13 protein-coding genes are annotated in these 17399 nt (G+C 75.2%); 7 read left to right on the top strand and 6 right to left on the bottom strand.

Annotated features, from left to right (window positions below; translation table 11 throughout):
* Positions 1–62: 62 nt before the first annotated feature.
* Genes KC207_RS09300 through KC207_RS09280 form a run of 5 tightly spaced genes read left to right on the top strand, consistent with a single transcriptional unit; the run spans position 63 to position 6917 of the window.
* Positions 63–1259: a CDP-glycerol glycerophosphotransferase family protein gene (locus KC207_RS09300; protein ID WP_211602740.1), complete on the top strand. Its 1197-nt coding sequence runs from the start codon at positions 63–65 to the stop codon at positions 1257–1259.
* Positions 1256–2044, top strand: a complete 789-nt coding sequence (locus tag KC207_RS09295; protein WP_211602739.1) for a CDP-alcohol phosphatidyltransferase family protein — start codon at positions 1256–1258, stop codon at positions 2042–2044. The genes KC207_RS09300 and KC207_RS09295 overlap by 4 nt, the downstream gene beginning before the upstream one ends.
* Entirely contained in the window at positions 2041–2904 is an 864-nt protein-coding gene (locus tag KC207_RS09290) for a glycosyltransferase family 2 protein (RefSeq protein ID WP_211602738.1), read from the top strand. The genes KC207_RS09295 and KC207_RS09290 overlap by 4 nt, the downstream gene beginning before the upstream one ends.
* 21 nt (positions 2905–2925) lie before the next feature.
* Complete coding sequence (locus KC207_RS09285; protein WP_211602737.1) at positions 2926–4635, top strand: CDP-glycerol glycerophosphotransferase family protein; 1710 nt, start codon at positions 2926–2928, stop codon at positions 4633–4635.
* A 53-nt stretch (positions 4636–4688) separates the two neighbouring features.
* Entirely contained in the window at positions 4689–6917 is a 2229-nt protein-coding gene (locus KC207_RS09280) for a CDP-glycerol glycerophosphotransferase family protein (RefSeq protein WP_211602736.1), read from the top strand.
* On the opposite strand, the gene KC207_RS09275 is transcribed toward KC207_RS09280, so the two are convergent.
* The 5 genes from KC207_RS09275 to KC207_RS09255 form a co-directional block, all read right to left on the bottom strand.
* Complete coding sequence (locus tag KC207_RS09275) at positions 6907–7956, bottom strand: ATP-grasp fold amidoligase family protein (RefSeq protein ID WP_211602735.1); 1050 nt, start codon at positions 7954–7956, stop codon at positions 6907–6909. The genes KC207_RS09280 and KC207_RS09275 overlap by 11 nt on opposite strands.
* Entirely contained in the window at positions 7953–9011 is a 1059-nt protein-coding gene (locus KC207_RS09270; RefSeq protein WP_211602734.1) for an ATP-grasp fold amidoligase family protein, read from the bottom strand. The genes KC207_RS09275 and KC207_RS09270 overlap by 4 nt, the downstream gene beginning before the upstream one ends.
* A complete protein-coding gene (locus KC207_RS09265; protein WP_211602733.1) occupies positions 9008–9877 on the bottom strand; it encodes a coiled-coil domain-containing protein in 870 nt (289 codons plus the stop codon). Before KC207_RS09265 ends, KC207_RS09270 begins: the two co-directional genes overlap by 4 nt.
* Before the next feature lie 85 nt (positions 9878–9962).
* Positions 9963–12092 carry an acyltransferase family protein gene (locus KC207_RS09260; protein WP_211602732.1) on the bottom strand — a complete coding sequence of 710 codons (2130 nt, stop codon included), beginning with the start codon at positions 12090–12092 and terminating at the stop codon, positions 9963–9965.
* Positions 12089–13390, bottom strand: coding sequence for a CDP-glycerol glycerophosphotransferase family protein (locus tag KC207_RS09255; RefSeq protein ID WP_211602836.1), 1302 nt, complete (start codon positions 13388–13390; stop codon positions 12089–12091). Before KC207_RS09255 ends, KC207_RS09260 begins: the two co-directional genes overlap by 4 nt.
* Positions 13391–13520: 130 nt before the next feature.
* Between KC207_RS09255 and KC207_RS09250 the strand changes: the two genes are divergently transcribed.
* Positions 13521–13925 carry an FAD synthase family protein gene (locus KC207_RS09250; protein ID WP_249138663.1) on the top strand — a complete coding sequence of 135 codons (405 nt, stop codon included), beginning with the start codon at positions 13521–13523 and terminating at the stop codon, positions 13923–13925.
* Here the strand turns inward: KC207_RS09250 and KC207_RS09245 are convergent.
* Positions 13903–16011 carry a glycosyltransferase family protein gene (locus KC207_RS09245; protein WP_211602730.1) on the bottom strand — a complete coding sequence of 703 codons (2109 nt, stop codon included), beginning with the start codon at positions 16009–16011 and terminating at the stop codon, positions 13903–13905. The genes KC207_RS09250 and KC207_RS09245 overlap by 23 nt on opposite strands.
* Before the next feature lie 125 nt (positions 16012–16136).
* Here KC207_RS09245 and KC207_RS09240 point away from each other — a divergent pair, with 125 nt between their 5' ends.
* Positions 16137–17399 (top strand): nucleotide sugar dehydrogenase, encoded by a 1263-nt coding sequence (locus KC207_RS09240; protein ID WP_211602729.1) that lies wholly within the window; start codon positions 16137–16139, stop codon positions 17397–17399.

Below are 17399 nucleotides of genomic sequence, written 5' to 3'. Positions count from 1 at the left end.
ACGCCGGTCGGGCCGTTCCCGGACCACGGTCCACCGACGTCACCCCCGGAGGTCTTCGCCCGATGCTCGCGCCGCTGCGCTCGCGCGCCGGACGGCTCGTCCGCCGGGCGGGGCTGCTGCCGGGCGGGGTCGCCGACGGCCTCGGGGAGGACGACCGGCTGGACGACCTCGTGCTCGCGACCCGGGTCGTGCTCTTCTTCCCCGACCCGCCGGAGAACCTCTACCAGCTGCGTGAGTGGTACGGCCCCCTCGAGGCGCTGCACGCCGAGCTCGGGGTCACGGTCCTCCTCCAGGACTCCCGGACCGCCGCGGCCGTCCGCCGCGAGACCACCCTCCCGGTGCACGTCACCGCCCTGACCCGGACCGTCGGGCGGCTGCTGTCCACGGGCGAGGTGGGGCTGGTCCTCTACGTCGGACAGGCGAACGCCAACGCCGTCGCGCTCCGCTCGGCGGACGTCGCCCACGTCTTCCTCAACCACGGCGAATCCGACAAGGTCGTCTCCGTCTCCAACCAGGCCAAGGCCTTCGACTTCGTCTTCGTCGGGGGGCGCGCCGGGGTCGAGCGGCACCGCGAGGGCCTGCTGCTCTTCGACGCCGACGCCCGGCTGCGCGTCGTCGGCCGTCCGCAGGTCCCCGCACCGGGCGAGCCCACCGGGCCGACGACCGTGCTCTACGCCCCGACGTGGGAGGGGACGATGGCCGTCAACGCCTACTCCTCGGTGCGGGCCTACGGGCTGACCCTCGTCGAGTCGCTGCTGCGGGACACGACCCACCACGTCGTCTACCGCCCGCACCCGCGGACCGGCGCCTCGGACCACACCTACGCCGCGGCCGACCGGCGGATCCGCGAGGCGGTCCGGGCCGCCCCGGACCGCGCCCGCGTCGACACCGGACCCGCCGCCGCCGCGATGCGCTCGGCCCACGTCATGGTCGCCGACACCTCGGCGATCGCGACGGACTGGCTGGGCCAGGGTCGCCCGCTCGTCTCGACCGAGCCCGCCGACCCGCGGGCCCGGGTCGCCCGGCCGGCCCGGCTCTACGAGCGGACCCCGCACGTCGCCGCGCACACCGCGCACCGCGCGGGCGAGATCGTCGACGCCGCGCTCGCCGACGAGGGCGCCCGCGCGACCGTCGCCGAGCTGTTCGAGCACTACCTCGGCGGGCTCGACGCCGAGGCCTCGCTCCGGGCGTTCGTCGCCGCCTGCCGCGAGGTCCTCCACCTGCGCGACGCCGCCGTGGAGAGGACCGGGACCCGATGAGCCGACCGTGGCCGCCGATCGAGGAGCTGCGCCGGGTGGGCCAGCCCGAGCACATCCGCAGCCGGGCCCAGGCCGAGCACTGGACGGCGCACCTGTTCACCCGGTCGATCTCCGTCTACCTCACCCGGCTCGCCGTCTGGGCGGGGGTGAGCGCGAACACGGCGACGGTCCTGGTCATCCTCTGCGGCTGGGCGGCGGCCGCCGCGCTGCTCGTGCCCGGGGTGTGGGGCCCGGTCCTGGCCCTCGTCCTCGCGCTGCTCCAGATGGTCCTGGACTCCATCGATGGCGAGATCGCCCGGTGGAACCGCACGACCGGCCCGCGCGGGGTCTTCCTCGACCGGATCGCGCACGCGACGGCCGAGTCGTTCATCCCGCTGGCGCTCGGGCTGCGGCTCACCGCGGAGCAGGGTGAGGACTGGCGCTGGGCGTTCGCCGGCGGTGTCGTCGCCGTGCTCGTCCTGCTCAACAAGGCGCTGAGCGACTTCGTCCGGCTCTCCCGCGTCGAGGCCGGGCTCGGCCTGCCGCGCGACACCCCGGGGATCGGGGAGCCGCGCCCCGGCCTCGTCCGCACCCTGCGCCGGGTCGCGGACTTCGTCCCGCTCTACCGGATGTACCACTCCGTCGAGCAGACGATCGTCATCGCGGTGCTCGCCGTCGTCGGCGCCGCCGCGGGCTTCGACGGCCCGGCCGCGGCGCTCGTCGTCCTCGGCGCCGTCCTGCCGTTCGTCGTCGTCGGGCACCTCACCGCCATCCTCACCTCCGCCAGCCTGAGGAACCCCGAGTGACCTCCCGGTGGGCGGCCGTCGTCGTGAGCCAGGGCACCCGTCCGGTGGAGCTCGCGCGCGCCGTCGCCTCGCTCGAGGCCCAGACCGGCGTCGACCTCGAGGTCGTCGTCGTCGGCAACGGCTGGGAGCCCACCGGGCTGCCGGGGACGGTGCGCACGGTGCACTCCGCCGAGAACGTCGGCGCACCGGGCGGACGCAACCTCGGGCTCGGGGTCGTCGACGCGCCGTACGTCTTCTTCCTCGACGACGACGCGCACCTGCCGCACGCCGACACCCTCGCGCGGGTCCAGGCCCTCTTCGAGGCCGACCCGGGGCTCGGGGTCGTCCAGACCCGGATCCGCACCCCCGAGGGGGACACCCTCGCCCGGTGGGTCCCCCGGATGCGGGACAAGGACGCCGAGCGGGGCTCGGCCGCGTTCTACGTCCTCGAGGGCTCGGTCGCGGCCCGGCGCACCGTCCTGGAGCGGACCGGGAACTGGGCGGGGCGGTTCTTCTACGCCCACGAGGGGATCGAGCTCGCCTGGCGGACCTGGGACGCCGGCTTCCGGGTCGAGTACCACCCCGAGCTCGAGGCCGTGCACCCCCGGATGCATCCGAGCCGGCACGCCGACCACCTGTGGCTCGACGCCCGCAACCGGGTGTGGCTCGCCCGGCGCAACCTGCCCGCGCCGGTCGCCGTGCTCTACCTCGCGGACCGGGCCCTGATGTCGCTCGGACGCAACGCACGCCACCCCGCCGCGGCGGCGGCCTGGGCCCGGGGCTTCCGTGCGGGTCTCACGTCGGACGCGGGCCGGCGCCGCCCGATGTCCTGGCGGACGGTGTGGGCGATGACCCGGCACGGCCGTCCGCCGCTCGTCTGAGCCGCACTAGCCTCGGTCGCGATGGACACCACCACCCCTGCGCCGGTGACGACGGCCCCGCCCGACCCGGCGGTCGTCTTCCACGAGCACGTCCGGCGTGGGGGAGCCGTCCGCCTCCGGGTGCGGCTCCCGGTCCGCGACGACGCCCCGGCGCAGGCCCTGCGCGCGGTCGTCCTCTCGCGTCAGACCCGGATGCGGCACGAGGTCCCCGGCACCCTCGCCGCCCCCACCCGGGCGCGCCGCGGCGGGGGGCGGGTCCAGGAGGGCGAGGTGACCCTCGACCTCGCCGCGCTCGTCGGTCGGCTCGCCCCCGCCGACGAGATGCTCGACGTCCTCGTCGCGACCGACGACGCGCGGGGCACGACGACCCTGCGCCGGGTCCGCCGGCCGCTCGGCGCCCGGGCGCGCCCCTGGGGCGTCGTCACCCGCGGCGACGAGGTCGTCCAGCTCGTCCCGTACACGACCTTCCGGGCGGGGCACCGCTCGCTGCTCGTCGAGCGGATGACCCCCGAGGCGCTCGCCGCGCTGCACCGGTGGCGCCGGGTCGCGTGGCTGCTTCCGCCCGTGCGGGCCGTCCGCGGGACGTGGCTCGTCGGGGAGCAGCCCCACCGGGCGCAGGACAACGGCTACCACCTCTTCCGCTGGCTGCGCGAGCACCGGCCCGACCTCCCGGCCTACTACGTCATCGACGCGACCTCGCCGGACCTGCCCCGGCTCGAGGGCCTCGGCCACGTCGTCCTCCGGCACTCGCCGGAGCACGTGCGGGTGGCCTTCCTCGCGACGCGTCTCGTCGGCACCCACCACGCCGAGTACCTGCTGCCCTCCCGCGACCCCCGCGTCGTGCGGGCCGTCCGGGGGGTGCGGGTCTTCATCCGCCACGGGGTCTCCGGCACGAAGAACATGGTCGGCAACTACGGCCGCTTCGCCCCCGGCTTCCGCACCGACCGGCTGCACGTCAGCTCCGACCGGGAGCGGGACACCGCGGTGCGGGAGTTCCGCTACCGACCGGCCCAGGTGCGGGTCACCGGGCTCCCGCGCTTCGACGCCCTGCTCCGGCCGCCGGAGCGGCCGCCGTCGGGCGTGCTCGTCGTCCCCACGTGGCGCGAGTGGATCAGCAACCACGAGGCGTTCATCGCCAGCGAGTACCGGCAGGCGTGGCAGGCGGTGCTCGGGCACCCGGCGCTCGCCGACGCGGTCGCGGGAGGGCTGCGGGTGACCTTCATCCTGCACCCGAACATGCGCGGGTTCGCCGAGGCGTTCGCGGCCCCCGGCGTGCGGGTGCTCACCCAGGGCGAGGCCGAGCTGCAGACGCTGCTGCGCGAGCACGAGATGCTCGTCACCGACTACTCCTCGGTGGGCTTCGACGTCGCGCTCCTCGGCCGCCCGGTCGCCTACTTCCAGTTCGACCAGGAGCGCTTCTTCGGGGCGCAGGGGTCCCACCTCGACCTCAACGCCGACCTGCCCGGCCCCATCGTCCGGGACGTCGACGCGCTCGTCGAGCACGTGCTCGACACGGCGCGCCGGGGGTACCCCGTGGCCCCCGGGTACGCCGACCGGGCCCACCGCCTCGTTCGCTACCATGACCGACGGAACTGCGAACGGGTCGCGCACTCGGTGGCGACCGCCGGAGGCCCCGCCGTCCAGTGGTGGCGGCTCGTGGACCGCGGTGCCGCGGGGCTGCGGGCCACGGCCCGGCGGGTCCGGGCCCGGGTGCGGGCGGCGACGACGTGAGACGTGGAGCGACGACGGATGGGACGCATGGGACGGACGAGGCGGGACGCCCGATGACGCTGCGGCACCCGGCCACCCAGGAGGTCCTCCCCGACCCCGGCTCGCTCGACCTCTCGGTCGTCCTCGTCGCGAGCGACGACACCCTCGAGCGGGTGCCCGAGGCGCTCGCCGCCCTGCAGGCCAACCCCGACCTCGCCGGCGTCCCCGTGACGCTCGTCCACGGCCGCGAGGTCGACACCGCTGACTGGCCGCTCGAGGACCGGGTCCGGCGGGTCCTCGCGCGCTCGGGCAGCGAGCAGGACCTCAGCGACACGGTGTACGACCTGCTCGGCTCCCTCGGGACGCGGTACGTCGCGGCCTCGTGGTGGCTGACGACGGCCCCGGACCAGGGCTGGGCGACCGAGCTCGCCGTGGAGGTGGTCGCCCTCGAGCCGCTCGACCTGCTGCCGGGCGCGCCCCTCCTCGTCGCGGGCAAGCACGCGGCCCGGCCGCTCGTCGCGCGCTACGTCCGGGACCGGCTCACCGAGCGCGAGGTCGCCCGGGACGGCGACGAGGGGGCCTACCTCGGGCAGCTGTCCCTCGCCGCGGCCCAGCCGCTCCTGGAGTCGGTCGACCCGCACGGCACCCGCATCGACGTCCTCATGTTCCTCGCCGCCAAGACGCTGCCGGACCTCCCGGAGCCCCCGTGGCGCTACCGGGTCGTCCTCACCGGACCGGCCGGGGACGTGTCGTCCTCGCCGGAGACCCGGCTCGAGCACCGCATCGACTCCAAGGGCGTCGTCCGCTGGGAGGCGTTCCGGGCGGGCATCGACCTCGCCGGCGTCCGCGACGGCCACTACCGCCTCGTCGTCGAGGTCGTGAGCGAGCGCGAGGTCCTCGCCCGCCGCCGGAACCTGCGACCGCGGCGCGGCGCGCTCATCAGCGCCCGCACCGTCCGGATGGACCTGCCGACGTCCGGCGGGTCCGCCCGCACCCTGCGCTACCTGCTGCACACGACCCGGCGGGGCCGCCGCTCCTTCCTCACCCTCCAGGTCGGCTCCGGTCGGCGCGCGGCCGCCCGCTGGCACGCGACGATGCTCAAGAAGGACGCGAGCTTCGTCCTGCGCGGCAGGGGGAACCGCCGGGCCAGGCTGCTCCGCGCCGTCCGGCTCGCCACGCTGCCGCTCTTCGCCCGGCAGGAGATCTGGATCGTCGGGGAGCGGGCGGACACCGCGCAGGACAACGGGCTCCACCTCTTCCGTCACCTCCGGACGACCCACCCGGAGAAGAAGGTCTACTACGTCATCGACCGGGAGAGCCCGCAGTACGCGCGGGTGCGCGACCTCGGCAACGTCGTCCAGCACTCCTCCGTGCGCCACCAGCTGCTCATGCTGCACGCGTCGGTGCTCGCCAACGCCTACTCCGTCCGGTACCTCATCCCGAGCCACTGGGCGGCGGCGACGTACACCCGCCACCTCGTGTGGCGCGTCGGGGCGCTGCGGGTGTACCTCAAGCACGGCGTGCACCTCAGCCCGACGGCCGTGAAGCGGGGCACGACCGGGTACGACGTCTGCCTCACCGTCACCCCGGGGGAGACCGAGGCCCTCAAGGCGTCGTCCGGGTACGACGAGCAACTCGTCGAGATCGGGATGCCGCGCTACGACGCGCTCGTGCCGACGCCCCCGAGCCGGACGGTGCTCTTCATGCCGACGTGGCGCAAGTACCTCGTGACGAAGGTGCTCGACGGGGCGCAGGAGGGCGAGCGGGCCTACGAGGGCTCGCGCTACCAGCGCTTCATGTCGGGCTTCCTCGAGAGCCCGCGCCTGCAGCAGATGCTCGAGCGGTACGACTACCGCCTCACCTTCCTGCCGCACTACAACATGGCCTCGAAGTTCGTGGGCGCCCCCGTCGCGGGGGACCGGGTCGCGGTCGCCGACGCGAACACCGTCGCCATCCAGGACGCGATCCGCGCGTGCGACGCACTCGTCACCGACTACTCGTCGGTGCACTTCGACGTCGCGTACATGGGCACCCCCGTCGTCTACGTGCGCTTCGACGAGGACGAGTACGACACCCTGCACGCCTCGCCGTCGTGGTTCGACCACCGCACCGAGGGGTTCGGGCCGGTCGTCGAGGGCCTCGACGCCTCGCTCGACGAGCTCGAGGCGCTGCTGGCCCGGGACTGCGCGCAGGACCCGGTGTACGCCGCCCGGGTCGAGGCGGCCTTCCCCTACCGCGACCAGGGCAACTGCGCCCGCACGGTCGCCGTCGTCGAGGAGCAGCTCGCCCGGATCAGGCGCTGACCGGGCCGTCCCCGAAGGTCACGCCGAGCGCGCCCTCGGCGGCGAGATCGGCGAGCAGCCGCCCGTAGGCGTCCTCGTAGGCCTCGCCCATCCGGCGGTCCCACGTCGTCCCGAGGGCCGGCGGGTGACCGGGGCTCAGGGTCACCTCGCCGAAGACGAGGCCGTCGCCCGTCTCGAAGAAGTCGAGCCGCTGCAGCGGGCGCCGGATCGTCGCGGACAGCCGGCCCGCGACCTCGACGACGGTGGCGAGGTCCGAGGGCTCCCCGACGTCGCCGTCGCCCGGGTCCAGCAGCGCGCGGACGTGGTGCAGCTCGGTGCCGTCGGCGGTGAACGTGCGGACCCGTGGGGTCACGTCGCGGGCGCGCGACTGGTCACCCCGGCGGACCTCGACGTAGAAGGGCCGGCCGTAGAAGCAGAAGACCTTGACGTCGTCGGGGACGTCCCCGGGTCGGCCGCCGCGGCCGACGAGGAACTCCTCGGCGAAGTACGTCGAGCGGTCGCCGTGCCGCGACCACAGGGCCTGCGTCACCTCCGCGCGCGTCGTCGGTTCGCCGGTGAGCATGTCCGTCCACCCGCCGTCCGGCCGCCGGACGAGCGGGAAGACGTTGACGCCGCCGGCGCCGATGCTGCTCTTGAGGACGAACCGGTCGGGCAGGGCGTCCCAGTCGACCGCGTCCGGGTCCGGCCACCGGCCGAGCTCGCGGGCGACCCGCACCCCGTTGCGCACGGCCCAGGCTCGCCCGGGGAGCTTGGGGGCGAGGTCGAGGATCGGCTCGCGCAGTCCCTCCCTGGCGTTGACGTGGACGTGGTGACGCCGGTGCATGCGCGCCGCGAGGACGTACGAGGCCACCCCGAGGTCCTGCTCGCGGTCCGGGCCCGTCCCGAGGGTGCGCTCCATCGGGGAGCGGGTCTCCTCGGTGAGGATGGCGACCTGGGCGGTGAGCCGCGCCACGAGCCGCCCGCGCCGGGCGACGGCCCGTTCGAGTCGTCGCAGGGTGCCGCGGAGGTCGGCGCCCGCGCTGCGGGAGGTGGCGCTCACGGCGCGTCGGGTCGGTCGCCGTGGTCGACGTGCAGGGCCCCCTCGGCGGCGAGGTCGGCGAGCAGCCGGGCGTACGCGGCCTCGTAGGCCTCGCCCATGCGGCGGTCCCACTCCGGGACGAGGGCGGGCGGGCGGCCGGGGTTCTGGGTGAGCTCGCCGAAGACGAGCCCGTCGTCGGTGTCGAAGAAGTCCAGCCGCTCCAGGGGACGGCGGATCCCGCCGGACAGGCGACGGCAGGCCTCGGCGATCGCCGGGAAGTCGGAGGGGGCGGTGACGTCGCCGTCGCTGGCGTCCATGAGCGCGCGGACGTGGTGCAGCTCGGTGCCGTCGACGGCGAAGGCGCGCACCTGCTGGGTGATGTGGCTCGCCCGGGACTGGTCGCCCCGGCGGACCTCCATGTAGACCGGCTCGCCGTAGAAGCAGAAGACCTTGATGTCGTCCGGCACCGACCGGGGGTCACCGCCGCGGCCGACGAGGAACTCCTCGGCGAAGTACGTCGAGCGCTTCTCGTGCTTGTCCCACAGCTTGGCCGTCACGGCCTCGGGGGTCGTGCGCTCCTGGGCGAGGACGTCGGTCCACTCCCCGGTGCCCGGGTCGCGCACGAGGGGGAAGACGTTCATCCCGCCGCCGCCGATGTTGCTCTTGAGGACGAACCGGTCCGGCAGGTCGTCCCAGACGACGGCGCCCGGGTCGGGCCAACGGCCGAGGACCTGCGGCACCCGGACGCCGTGCAGCGCGGCGTAGCGCTGGGCCGGCAGCTTGGCGTAGAGCTGGAGGATCGGCTCGCGCATCCGCTCGCGGGTGTAGACCCGGGTCGTGTTCGCCCTGCGGTGCAGCCGCGCGGACAGGGTGTACGAGGGGTCGCCGAGCGCGCGCTCGGGGTCCTCGGCGTCGCGCACGGTGCGCCGCATCGGGCTCAGCCGCTCGTCCTCGAGGATCGCGACCTGGGCCCGGGCCCGCTCGACCTGGTCGCGACGGCGGGCGAGCTGTCGCTCGACGCGGCGCAGCCGCTTGGCCGCCTTCGCCGACGGCGCGGGCGCTCCCGACGGGCTCACGGGGCGTCCGCCGGGTCGACGGGCTCGTTCGGGTCGAAGACCCCGCCGGGGACCCGGTTCTCCAGGGCGCCCGCGAGGTAGGGCTGCTTGAGCATCCGGGCGTGCCCGGTGTCGAAGAGATGGCCGAGCCGCTCGTCCTGCTCCTCGGTGAGCACCGGCAGCCGGTCCGGGTCGACGTCGAGGCGGTCGAGCGCGAGGTGGTCCCCGTCCTGGCGCCACACGACCTGGACGTAGGGGCGGCTCACGTGGTCGGAGAGACGGGCCGACCACGCCGCGACCTCGCCGAGCGACGCCGGCAGGGGGATGTCGCCGTCGTGCGGCACCGCCTCGCGCACGTCGCCGAGGTCGGCGAGGTCGCCGTCGAGGTGGCGGGCGGCGCCGCCGACGGCCACCTCGAGCAGGCCCACCTGCCCGTGGAAGGCGTGGACGACGACGGTGCGGTCCGTCGGACCCTCGTCGGGGGTGGTGCGCAGGGGGACGTCGTGGGACAGGACGAACCGCTCGGTGGTCCCGCGGTCGGCGAAGACGGCGCCGGCCCCGTCGAACCCGTGGGCGGGGTTCTCCGCGCGGCGGTGGATCCGCTGCATCATCCGCACCCCGGCGACGAAGCTCGCCGTGCCGTTCGTCTTCTCGACCCGGGCGAGCGGCATGACCTTCCGTCCGATCGACGGGCCGAGCTCGCGTTGGATCTCGCGGCGCCGCCGCAGCAGGTCGGCCTTCTCGGCGTCGAGGTCGGCGAGCTCGCGCCGGAGGTCGGCGACCCGGCGCTCGACCTCCTTGGCCTGCGGGTCCCTCGTGGTGGAGGCGCGCTGCCGTTGGCGGAACCGGGACAGCGACCCCTGCAGGTCTCGGATGCGGTCGAGCACGGTGTTCCTCGTGACGTCGGGGTCCGGCGGGCCGGTCTGGTCGGGGGCTCACGCTACTGCACGGTGGCCTCGCGCCGAAGGCTCCTCAGGACCCCTCGGCGTCCTCGGTCGCGGCCTCCACCTGGGGGACGAGGGCAGCGGCCAGGGTGGCCTGCATCGAGCGGGCGTAGGTGTCGGTGATGTGCGAGGTCTGGCGGTAGACGAGGACCCCGCCGATGACCGGGACGCACCGCGATCGGGGGCAGATCGCGTCCCGGACGTCGACCACCCGGACCCCCTCGACCGCCCGCGCCGCGGGCAGCTGGGCGGCGGCCCCGCTGTCGGCCGTGCCCCGCTCGCGGTCGAAGGTGCAGGCCGCGAGGTCGCCGTCGTTGTCGGCGATGCACTCGTAGACGGGGGAGACGTCGCCGGGGCTCGGGTTGTCGGCGATGACGACCATCGGGATGCCGGCCTCGGTCACCGTCGTCCACTGCCGCGTCATGGCCTCGACCATCGCGTCGACGGACCGGGTCGTGACGTCGGTCGGGTCGGTGAGCGCGTCGTTGATCCGCTCGGAGGTGACGAGGACGTCCGGGGAGAGGTCGAGGAGGTTCTCGACGACGGCGTCGTTCCACTCCGCGCACGAGGTGTAGGGCTCGCCGCTCGCGACCTGCATGCCGTCGTGGAACCCGCACGCCGACTTCGTCATCGACACGATCCGCCAGCCCTCGTCCTTGGCGATGGCGTCGAGCGGGGAGTAGTACTGCATCGCCTTGGAGTCGCCGACGAGCGCGACGGTGAGGTCGCCCTCGGTGTCCCCCCACTCGCAGACGACGGGGTCCGGGGAGACCTGGTCGACCTGGCACTCCTCGGGGTACGGCGGGACGTCGTCCTCGGCGTCGACGACGCTCGGGACGTAGCCCTCGACCTCGGCGAGGCTGTCGACGGTCCCTGCCGGCGCCGAGGTCCCGGACAGGGCGCCCGCGCCGGACACCCCGGACCCCGACGCCCCGCCGGTGACGGCGGGCGCGGACGTCGAGGGCACGAGGAGGACGAGGACGAGGCCCGCGACGACCCCGACGGCGGTGAAGTTGCCGCCGACCGAGAGGGCGAGCCGGTTCGAGCGCGAGAGCGCCGGGGCGAACCGGATCGGGTTCTCGATGAGCTTGAGCGACAGCCACGACGGGACGACGGCGACGGCCATGACGACCAGTCCCCACCAGCCGCTCAGCTCGCCCCAGTAGGCGGTCGCGGCGACGATGAGCGGCCAGTGCCAGAGGTAGAGGGAGTAGGAGATCCCGCCGACCCAGACGGCCGGGCGCCAGGACAGCAGCCCCGCGACCCCGGCTCGCCCGGAGGTGTACCCGGCGACGATCATCGCCGCCGTGCCGAGCGTCGGGACGAGGGCCGCGTACCCCGGCCACGCGACCTCCGTCGTGAGGAGGAAGCCGCTCCCGACGACGGCGACGAAGCCGGCCCAGCCGAGGACGATCGCCGCCACCCGGGGCACCCGGGTCCACAGCGTCGCGCCGATGGCGACGAAGGCGCCGATGCCGAGCTCCCAGAGCCGGGTCGGCGTGACGAAGAAGGCGGTCGCCGGGTTCGCCGAGGTGAGGTACACCGAGTAGGCGAAGGACGGGACGATGACCGCGGCGATGCCGACGGCCATGACCCGGCGGGGCCGCAGCCCGGGCCGGCGGCGCAGCAGCCAGGCGATGGCGACGAGCAGGAGCGGCCAGACGATGTAGAACTGCTCCTCGACGGCGAGGGACCAGAAGTGCTGGACCGGCGAGGCGCCGACGTCCTCCGCGAGGTAGTCGACGGAGCGGGCCGCGAGGCGCCAGTTCACGACGTACGTCGCGGCGCTCACGACGTCGACGCCGAACTCGCGCCACCGGACGGCCGAGACGGTGAGCCACGTGAGCAGCACCGTGACGATGAGCACGAGCCCGGTCGCGGGCAGCAGGCGCTTGGCCCGGCGGGCGTAGAACCGGGCGAGCGAGACGCGCCCGGTCGTCGTTACCTCCCGGACGAGGAGCCCGGTGATGAGGAAGCCGGAGATGACGAAGAAGACGTCGACGCCGACGAAGCCGCCGGGCAGCCGGCTCACCCCGGCGTGGTAGACGACGACGAGGCCGATGGCGATGGCGCGCATGCCCTCGATGTCGGGGCGGAAGCGCGGGCCGACGTGGGCGCTCGGCGTCTCCTCCCGGGTCGCGGTGTCGGTGCTCGTCATCGCGGTCCTCCGGGCGTCGCGGGTCCGGCGTCGGACCCGGCGTCGGCGGGGTCCGGGCCGTCGGTGGGGTCGGGGGCCGGCGTCGCCTCGGCGGGGTAGAGGGCCAGACGGGCCTCGATGATCCGGCTGCTCGCCTCGACGAAGCGGGCGGTCGCGGCGCCGGGGGTGGTGTCCCCGAAGTAGCGCTCGACGACGGCGGCGCGGGCCCGGCCGGCGTCGGCGGAGGTCTCGGCCTCGATCCGCTCGACGACCTCGCCGGCCCGCTCGGCGGGCAGCGGCGGCAGCAAGGAGGTGAGCCCGCCCGGGTCCATGACGGCCGCCGGGGAGGCGGGGGCCGTGACGACCAGCGGTTTGCCGGTCGCCAGGAAGTCGAAGGCGACGGCCGAGACGTCGGTGACGCAGGCGTCGGCGGCGGCGAGCTGCCAGCCGTAGGCCGACCCGGTGTCGACGACGTGGCCCGCCCCGGGGTCCTGCTCGCCGGCGCGCTCGACCCGGGCGAGGACCGCCCGGTGCGCCGCGGCGTACGCGGGGTCGGAGACGCCGGTGCGCGGGTGCGGGCGGTAGACGAGCCGGTGCCGTCCGGTCGCGAGGAGGGCGTCGACGAGCGCGGGGCCGTGGCTGGCGAGGGAGGAGTAGGCCATCGACGGCCGGTCGCCCTCCCACGTCGGGGCGTAGAGGACGACGGTGCGCCCGTCGTCCGGCAGGTCCGGGCCGGTGCCGGGGACGTCGACCTGGGGACGGCCGACGCGCACGAGGTGGCGCTCGACGTCGAAGTCGACGAGCCGGCCCGCGATCCGCTCCTCGGCGGCCCGGCCGGCGACGAAGGTGTGGTCGTAGGCCTTGAGCTGGTTGGAGGCCATGTAGTCCTTGTCGGACTCGCCGTGGCTCACGAAGACGTGGGCCGGCCGGCGGTGGCGCATCATCCGGAAGTTCGTGACGTTCTGGTTGACGTAGAAGACGACGCCGACGCGACGCCGGTCCATCCACTCCTCGGTCTCGCCGACCGAGCGGTGCCACAGCACCGGCAGCGGCGACTCGGCCTCGAGCGCGACGGCGGTCTCCGGGTCGGTCGTCACGACGGCCACCCGGTGCCGCTGCGACAGGGCCCGCATCGGCTCGTACCACTGGCGCACCTGGTAGGCGTTGACCGGCGGGTCGGGGAAGAAGACGAGGGCCTCGACGCCCGGGTGCTCCGCGGACCGCGCGGGCGAGGCGGCCCAGGCGGCGCGTGCCCGGCGCCGTCGGAGGGAGCGCCCCACGACGATGCGCGCCGACCTCAGGTCGTGGAGCAGCGACACGGGTCTCCTCGGACGGACGCGGGCGCCGGACGGGCGGCGCGGGCAGGGGTGGGGGCGCGCGGAAACGGCCCGCCCAGGGTACCCGCCGCGGCCGGGTACCCTCACACCCAGTCGTCCCCGGGAGAGGTCTGTGAGCACCCGCGTCATCACCTTCGGCACCTTCGACGTGTTCCACGTCGGGCACGTCAACATCCTCACGCGCGCCCACGACCTGGGGGACCACCTCACGGTCGGCATCTCCACCGACGAGCTGAACCACGCGAAGAAGGGGCGCTACCCGGTCTACCGCCAGGAGCACCGGTCGCAGATCGTCGCGAGCCTCGACTGCGTCGACGCGGTGTTCTACGAGCACTCCCTCGAGGCCAAGCGCGAGTACCTCCTCGAGCACCGGGCGGACGTCCTCGTCATGGGCCAGGACTGGGAGGGCCGCTTCGACGAGTTCCGCGACGTCGTCGAGGTCGTCTACCTGCCGCGGACGGCCGACATCTCGACGACCGACATCATCCACGAGATCAAGAACCGCCTCGAGGACTGACCTCCTCGCCGGCGTCGTCCCCGGCCCCGACGCCGAGGACCGCCGCGCGGTAGCGCGCCGCGGCCCGCTCCGGGTCGAACATCCGCACCGCCGCGTCCCGGGCGCGACGCCGCTCGCGCTCCCACGTCGCGGGGTCGGCGGTCGTGGCGCGGACCCGGTCGGCCGCCTCCTCGAGCGAGCCGACGACCCACTCCGGGGGGAACACCGCGCGGGCGCCGCCGCGGCGGGCGAAGAGCGGCCAGTCGCGCACCACGGGCACGGCGCCGGACGCCGCGCCCTCGACGAGCCCGTGGTGGTTGCCCTCCCGGCGGCTCGTCGAGAGCATGACGCCGACCCGCCGGAGTGGGACCGAGACGTCGTCGCACCAGCCGACGACCTCGACCCGGTCGCGGACGTCGGGCCGGTCGAGGCGCTCGAGCACCGCGGTGGCGTAGGCCCGCGCCCGGGCGGTCCCGGAAGAGGCCTCCAGCGGCGGGCCCACGAGGACGAGCCGCCACGCGGGGTCCCGCTCGAGCAGGTCGAGCGCCCAGGCGACGTCCTTGACACGGCGGGCCCAGCCGATCATGCCGAGGGTGTGCCGGGCCCCGTCCTCCTTCTCCGCCGGCATCGCGTGGACGGCGACGAGCCCGGGGAGGTAGGAGACGGGCAGGTCGGTGACCCCGAGGGCGGCGAGGAGGTCGGTGACGAGGGAGCGCAGCGCGGGGGCGATGACGACGACCTCGTCGACCCGCCGCCAGTCGACGAGGGGGAACCAGGCGGTGAGCGCGTCGACGCTGTGGACGCGCACGACGAACCGGGGGCCCGGTGGCAGGACGGCCGCCAGCCACACGGTCGAGGCGTCGGCCCAGTCGGAGAAGACGACGTCGCGGCCCTCGCACCGGGCCCGGAGACGGTCCGCGCGGCGGTCCTGGCGTCGGTCGCTCGTCACCCCGCGCGTCGCCGCGACGTCCCCGAGGGCGGCCCGGCTCGCGCGGCGCTGGCGGCGCAGCCGGGGGAACTCGGCGACGACGTCGAGCACCTCGACGTCGGCCGCGGGCTCGAGGGCCCCGACGACCTCGGCGTGGAACGAGCCGAGCATCCCGGTGCCGACGAGCACCCGCGGCCGGCGCCCGTCCTCGCGCGGGGGCGGGACGGGGCGCCCGGCCGCCGGGGTGGCGGCGCCGGTGAGGGCGGCGAGGACGCTCGACCCGGTGAGCGGCGCGAGCCAGCCGGCCGGGTCCTCGACGAGGGGGGAGCGCTCGACGTCGGCGTGCAGGTCGCGGTGGTAGAGCAGCTCCCAGGCGTCGCACCAGCGGTCGAGCGCGACGTCGGTCGCGCCGGCCGCCCACGCCTCCTCCGAGCCCGCGACCGCGGACCGCGCGGCGGCCGGCAGGTCCGGGCCGGTGAGGTCCCCCTCGGCGTCGGTCGAGGTGCGCGCCCACAGCAGCCGCGCCGTGAGGCCGCTGCGCCCCGCCGGACCCACGGGCCACGGGAGGCCGCCGAGCGCGTCGTCGACGAGCCGGGCGGCGACCTCGTGGTCGAGCCGGGCCACCCAGGCGCGGGCGTGCCGGGCGACCTCGTCGACGGGGACGAGGAGGTCCGGGCACGCGGTGAGGAGGTCCCCGGCCCGGGCGCGCAGGTCGGCGACGACCGCCCCCTCGGGGAACCGGTCCCGCGGGCCGTCCTCGACGCCGGCCGTCACCCGGTCGAGCGCCCGCTCCCAGTCCTCGAGCGCGCCGACGGCCCGCCGGGCCGCGGTCCCGACGAGGACGTCGGGTGCACCCGTGATCCGGGCGGCGACGGCGGCGAGCGCGTCGGTCGCGGCGGTCGTCGACACGACGACGTCGACGGGCCCGGACGGGCCACCGGCCGCGAGGTAGCGGCCGGTCGCGGCGGGGTGGGAGCGGGCCCGCAGGGCCGAGCGGAGCGCGGGGACGGCGCCCCCGAGCGCCCGCCGCAGCCGGGACCCGGCCCCGCCGGACCCCTCGCCGGATGTCACCCGCACCGTCTCCGTCGTCGCCGCGCCCCACGTCCGGTCGTCCGCGGACCCCGGCGTGTCGAGCACGACGACCCGGGCGGGCGCCGGCTGCCGGTCTGGGGCGGACATGGCGCCAGTCAAGCAGACCCGGGGGCCGGCGCCGGGCGGGTCCGTCCCGGGGGGTCCGGCGGCGCTGGGATAGACTCCGCGAGGCCCTGGACGGGCCCAACGCCACCACCCCGAAGGAGTGTCAGATGGCTGTGGACGTCACCGTCATCGGTCTCGGCTACGTCGGACTGCCCCTGGTCCAGGAAGCCACCCGCGCCGGTCTCACGGTGCGCGGCTTCGACATCAGCGAGCGGGTCGTGGCCGGGCTCAACGGAGGGACGTCGCACATCGACGACATCGACGACGCCGAGCTGCGCGAGCTGCTCGACGCCGGCTTCGAGGCCTCGACGAGCGAGGACGTCATCCGCGACGCCGAGACCGTCGTCATCTGCGTCCCCACCCCGCTCGGCGAGGACGGCGGTCCCGACCTCGGCGCCGTCGAGGGCGCCGTCGCGGCCATCGCCCGCAACCTCACCGCCGGCACCCTCGTCATCCTCGAGTCGACGACCTACCCGGGCACGACGGACGAGGTCGTCCGCCCGATCCTCGAGGCGGGCGGGCTCACCGCCGGGACCGACTTCCACCTCGCCTTCTCGCCCGAGCGCATCGACCCGGGGAACGCGCAGTTCGGCGCGAAGAACACCCCGAAGGTCGTCGGCGGGTTCACCCCTGCGTGCGGGGACCGCGCCGCCGCCTTCTACGGCCGCTTCGTCGACACCGTCGTGCGCGCCAAGGGCACCCGCGAGGCCGAGACGGCCAAGCTGCTCGAGAACACCTACCGGCACATCAACATCGCGCTGGTCAACGAGATGGCGCGGTTCTGCCACGACCTCGACATCGACCTCTGGGACGTCATCGACGCCGCGGCGACGAAGCCGTTCGGGTTCCAGGCGTTCTACCCCGGTCCGGGCGTCGGCGGGCACTGCATCCCGATCGACCCGAACTACCTCAGCTACAACGTCCGGGCCAAGCTCGGGTACCCGTTCCGGTTCGTCGAGCTGGCCCAGGAGATCAACTCGACGATGCCGGCGTACGTCGTGTCCCGCGCCCAGGACATCCTCAACGAGGACGGCAAGGCGCTGCGCGGGGCTCGGGTCCTCCTCCTCGGCGTCACGTACAAGCCGAACATCGCCGACCAGCGCGAGTCGCCGGCCGTGCCGGTCGCCAAGCACATGCTCGACAAGGGCGCCGACCTCGTCTTCCACGACCCGCACGTGCAGACGTGGACCGCGGTCGGGGACCGGGTGCCGCGCGTCGACGACCTCGACGCCGCGATCGCCGACGCCGACCTCGTCGTCCTGCTCCAGAACCACCGGTCCTACGACGTCGACGCGCTCGCCGCGAAGGCCTCCCGCTTCTTCGACACCCGCGGCAAGGCCGCGGACGGGGACGGGGTCCACCGCTTGTGA

The organism is Phycicoccus avicenniae (assembly GCF_018139485.1).
GTDB lineage: Bacteria > Actinomycetota > Actinomycetes > Actinomycetales > Dermatophilaceae > Phycicoccus > Phycicoccus avicenniae.
This window is presented reverse-complemented; position numbering and strand designations above follow the sequence as displayed.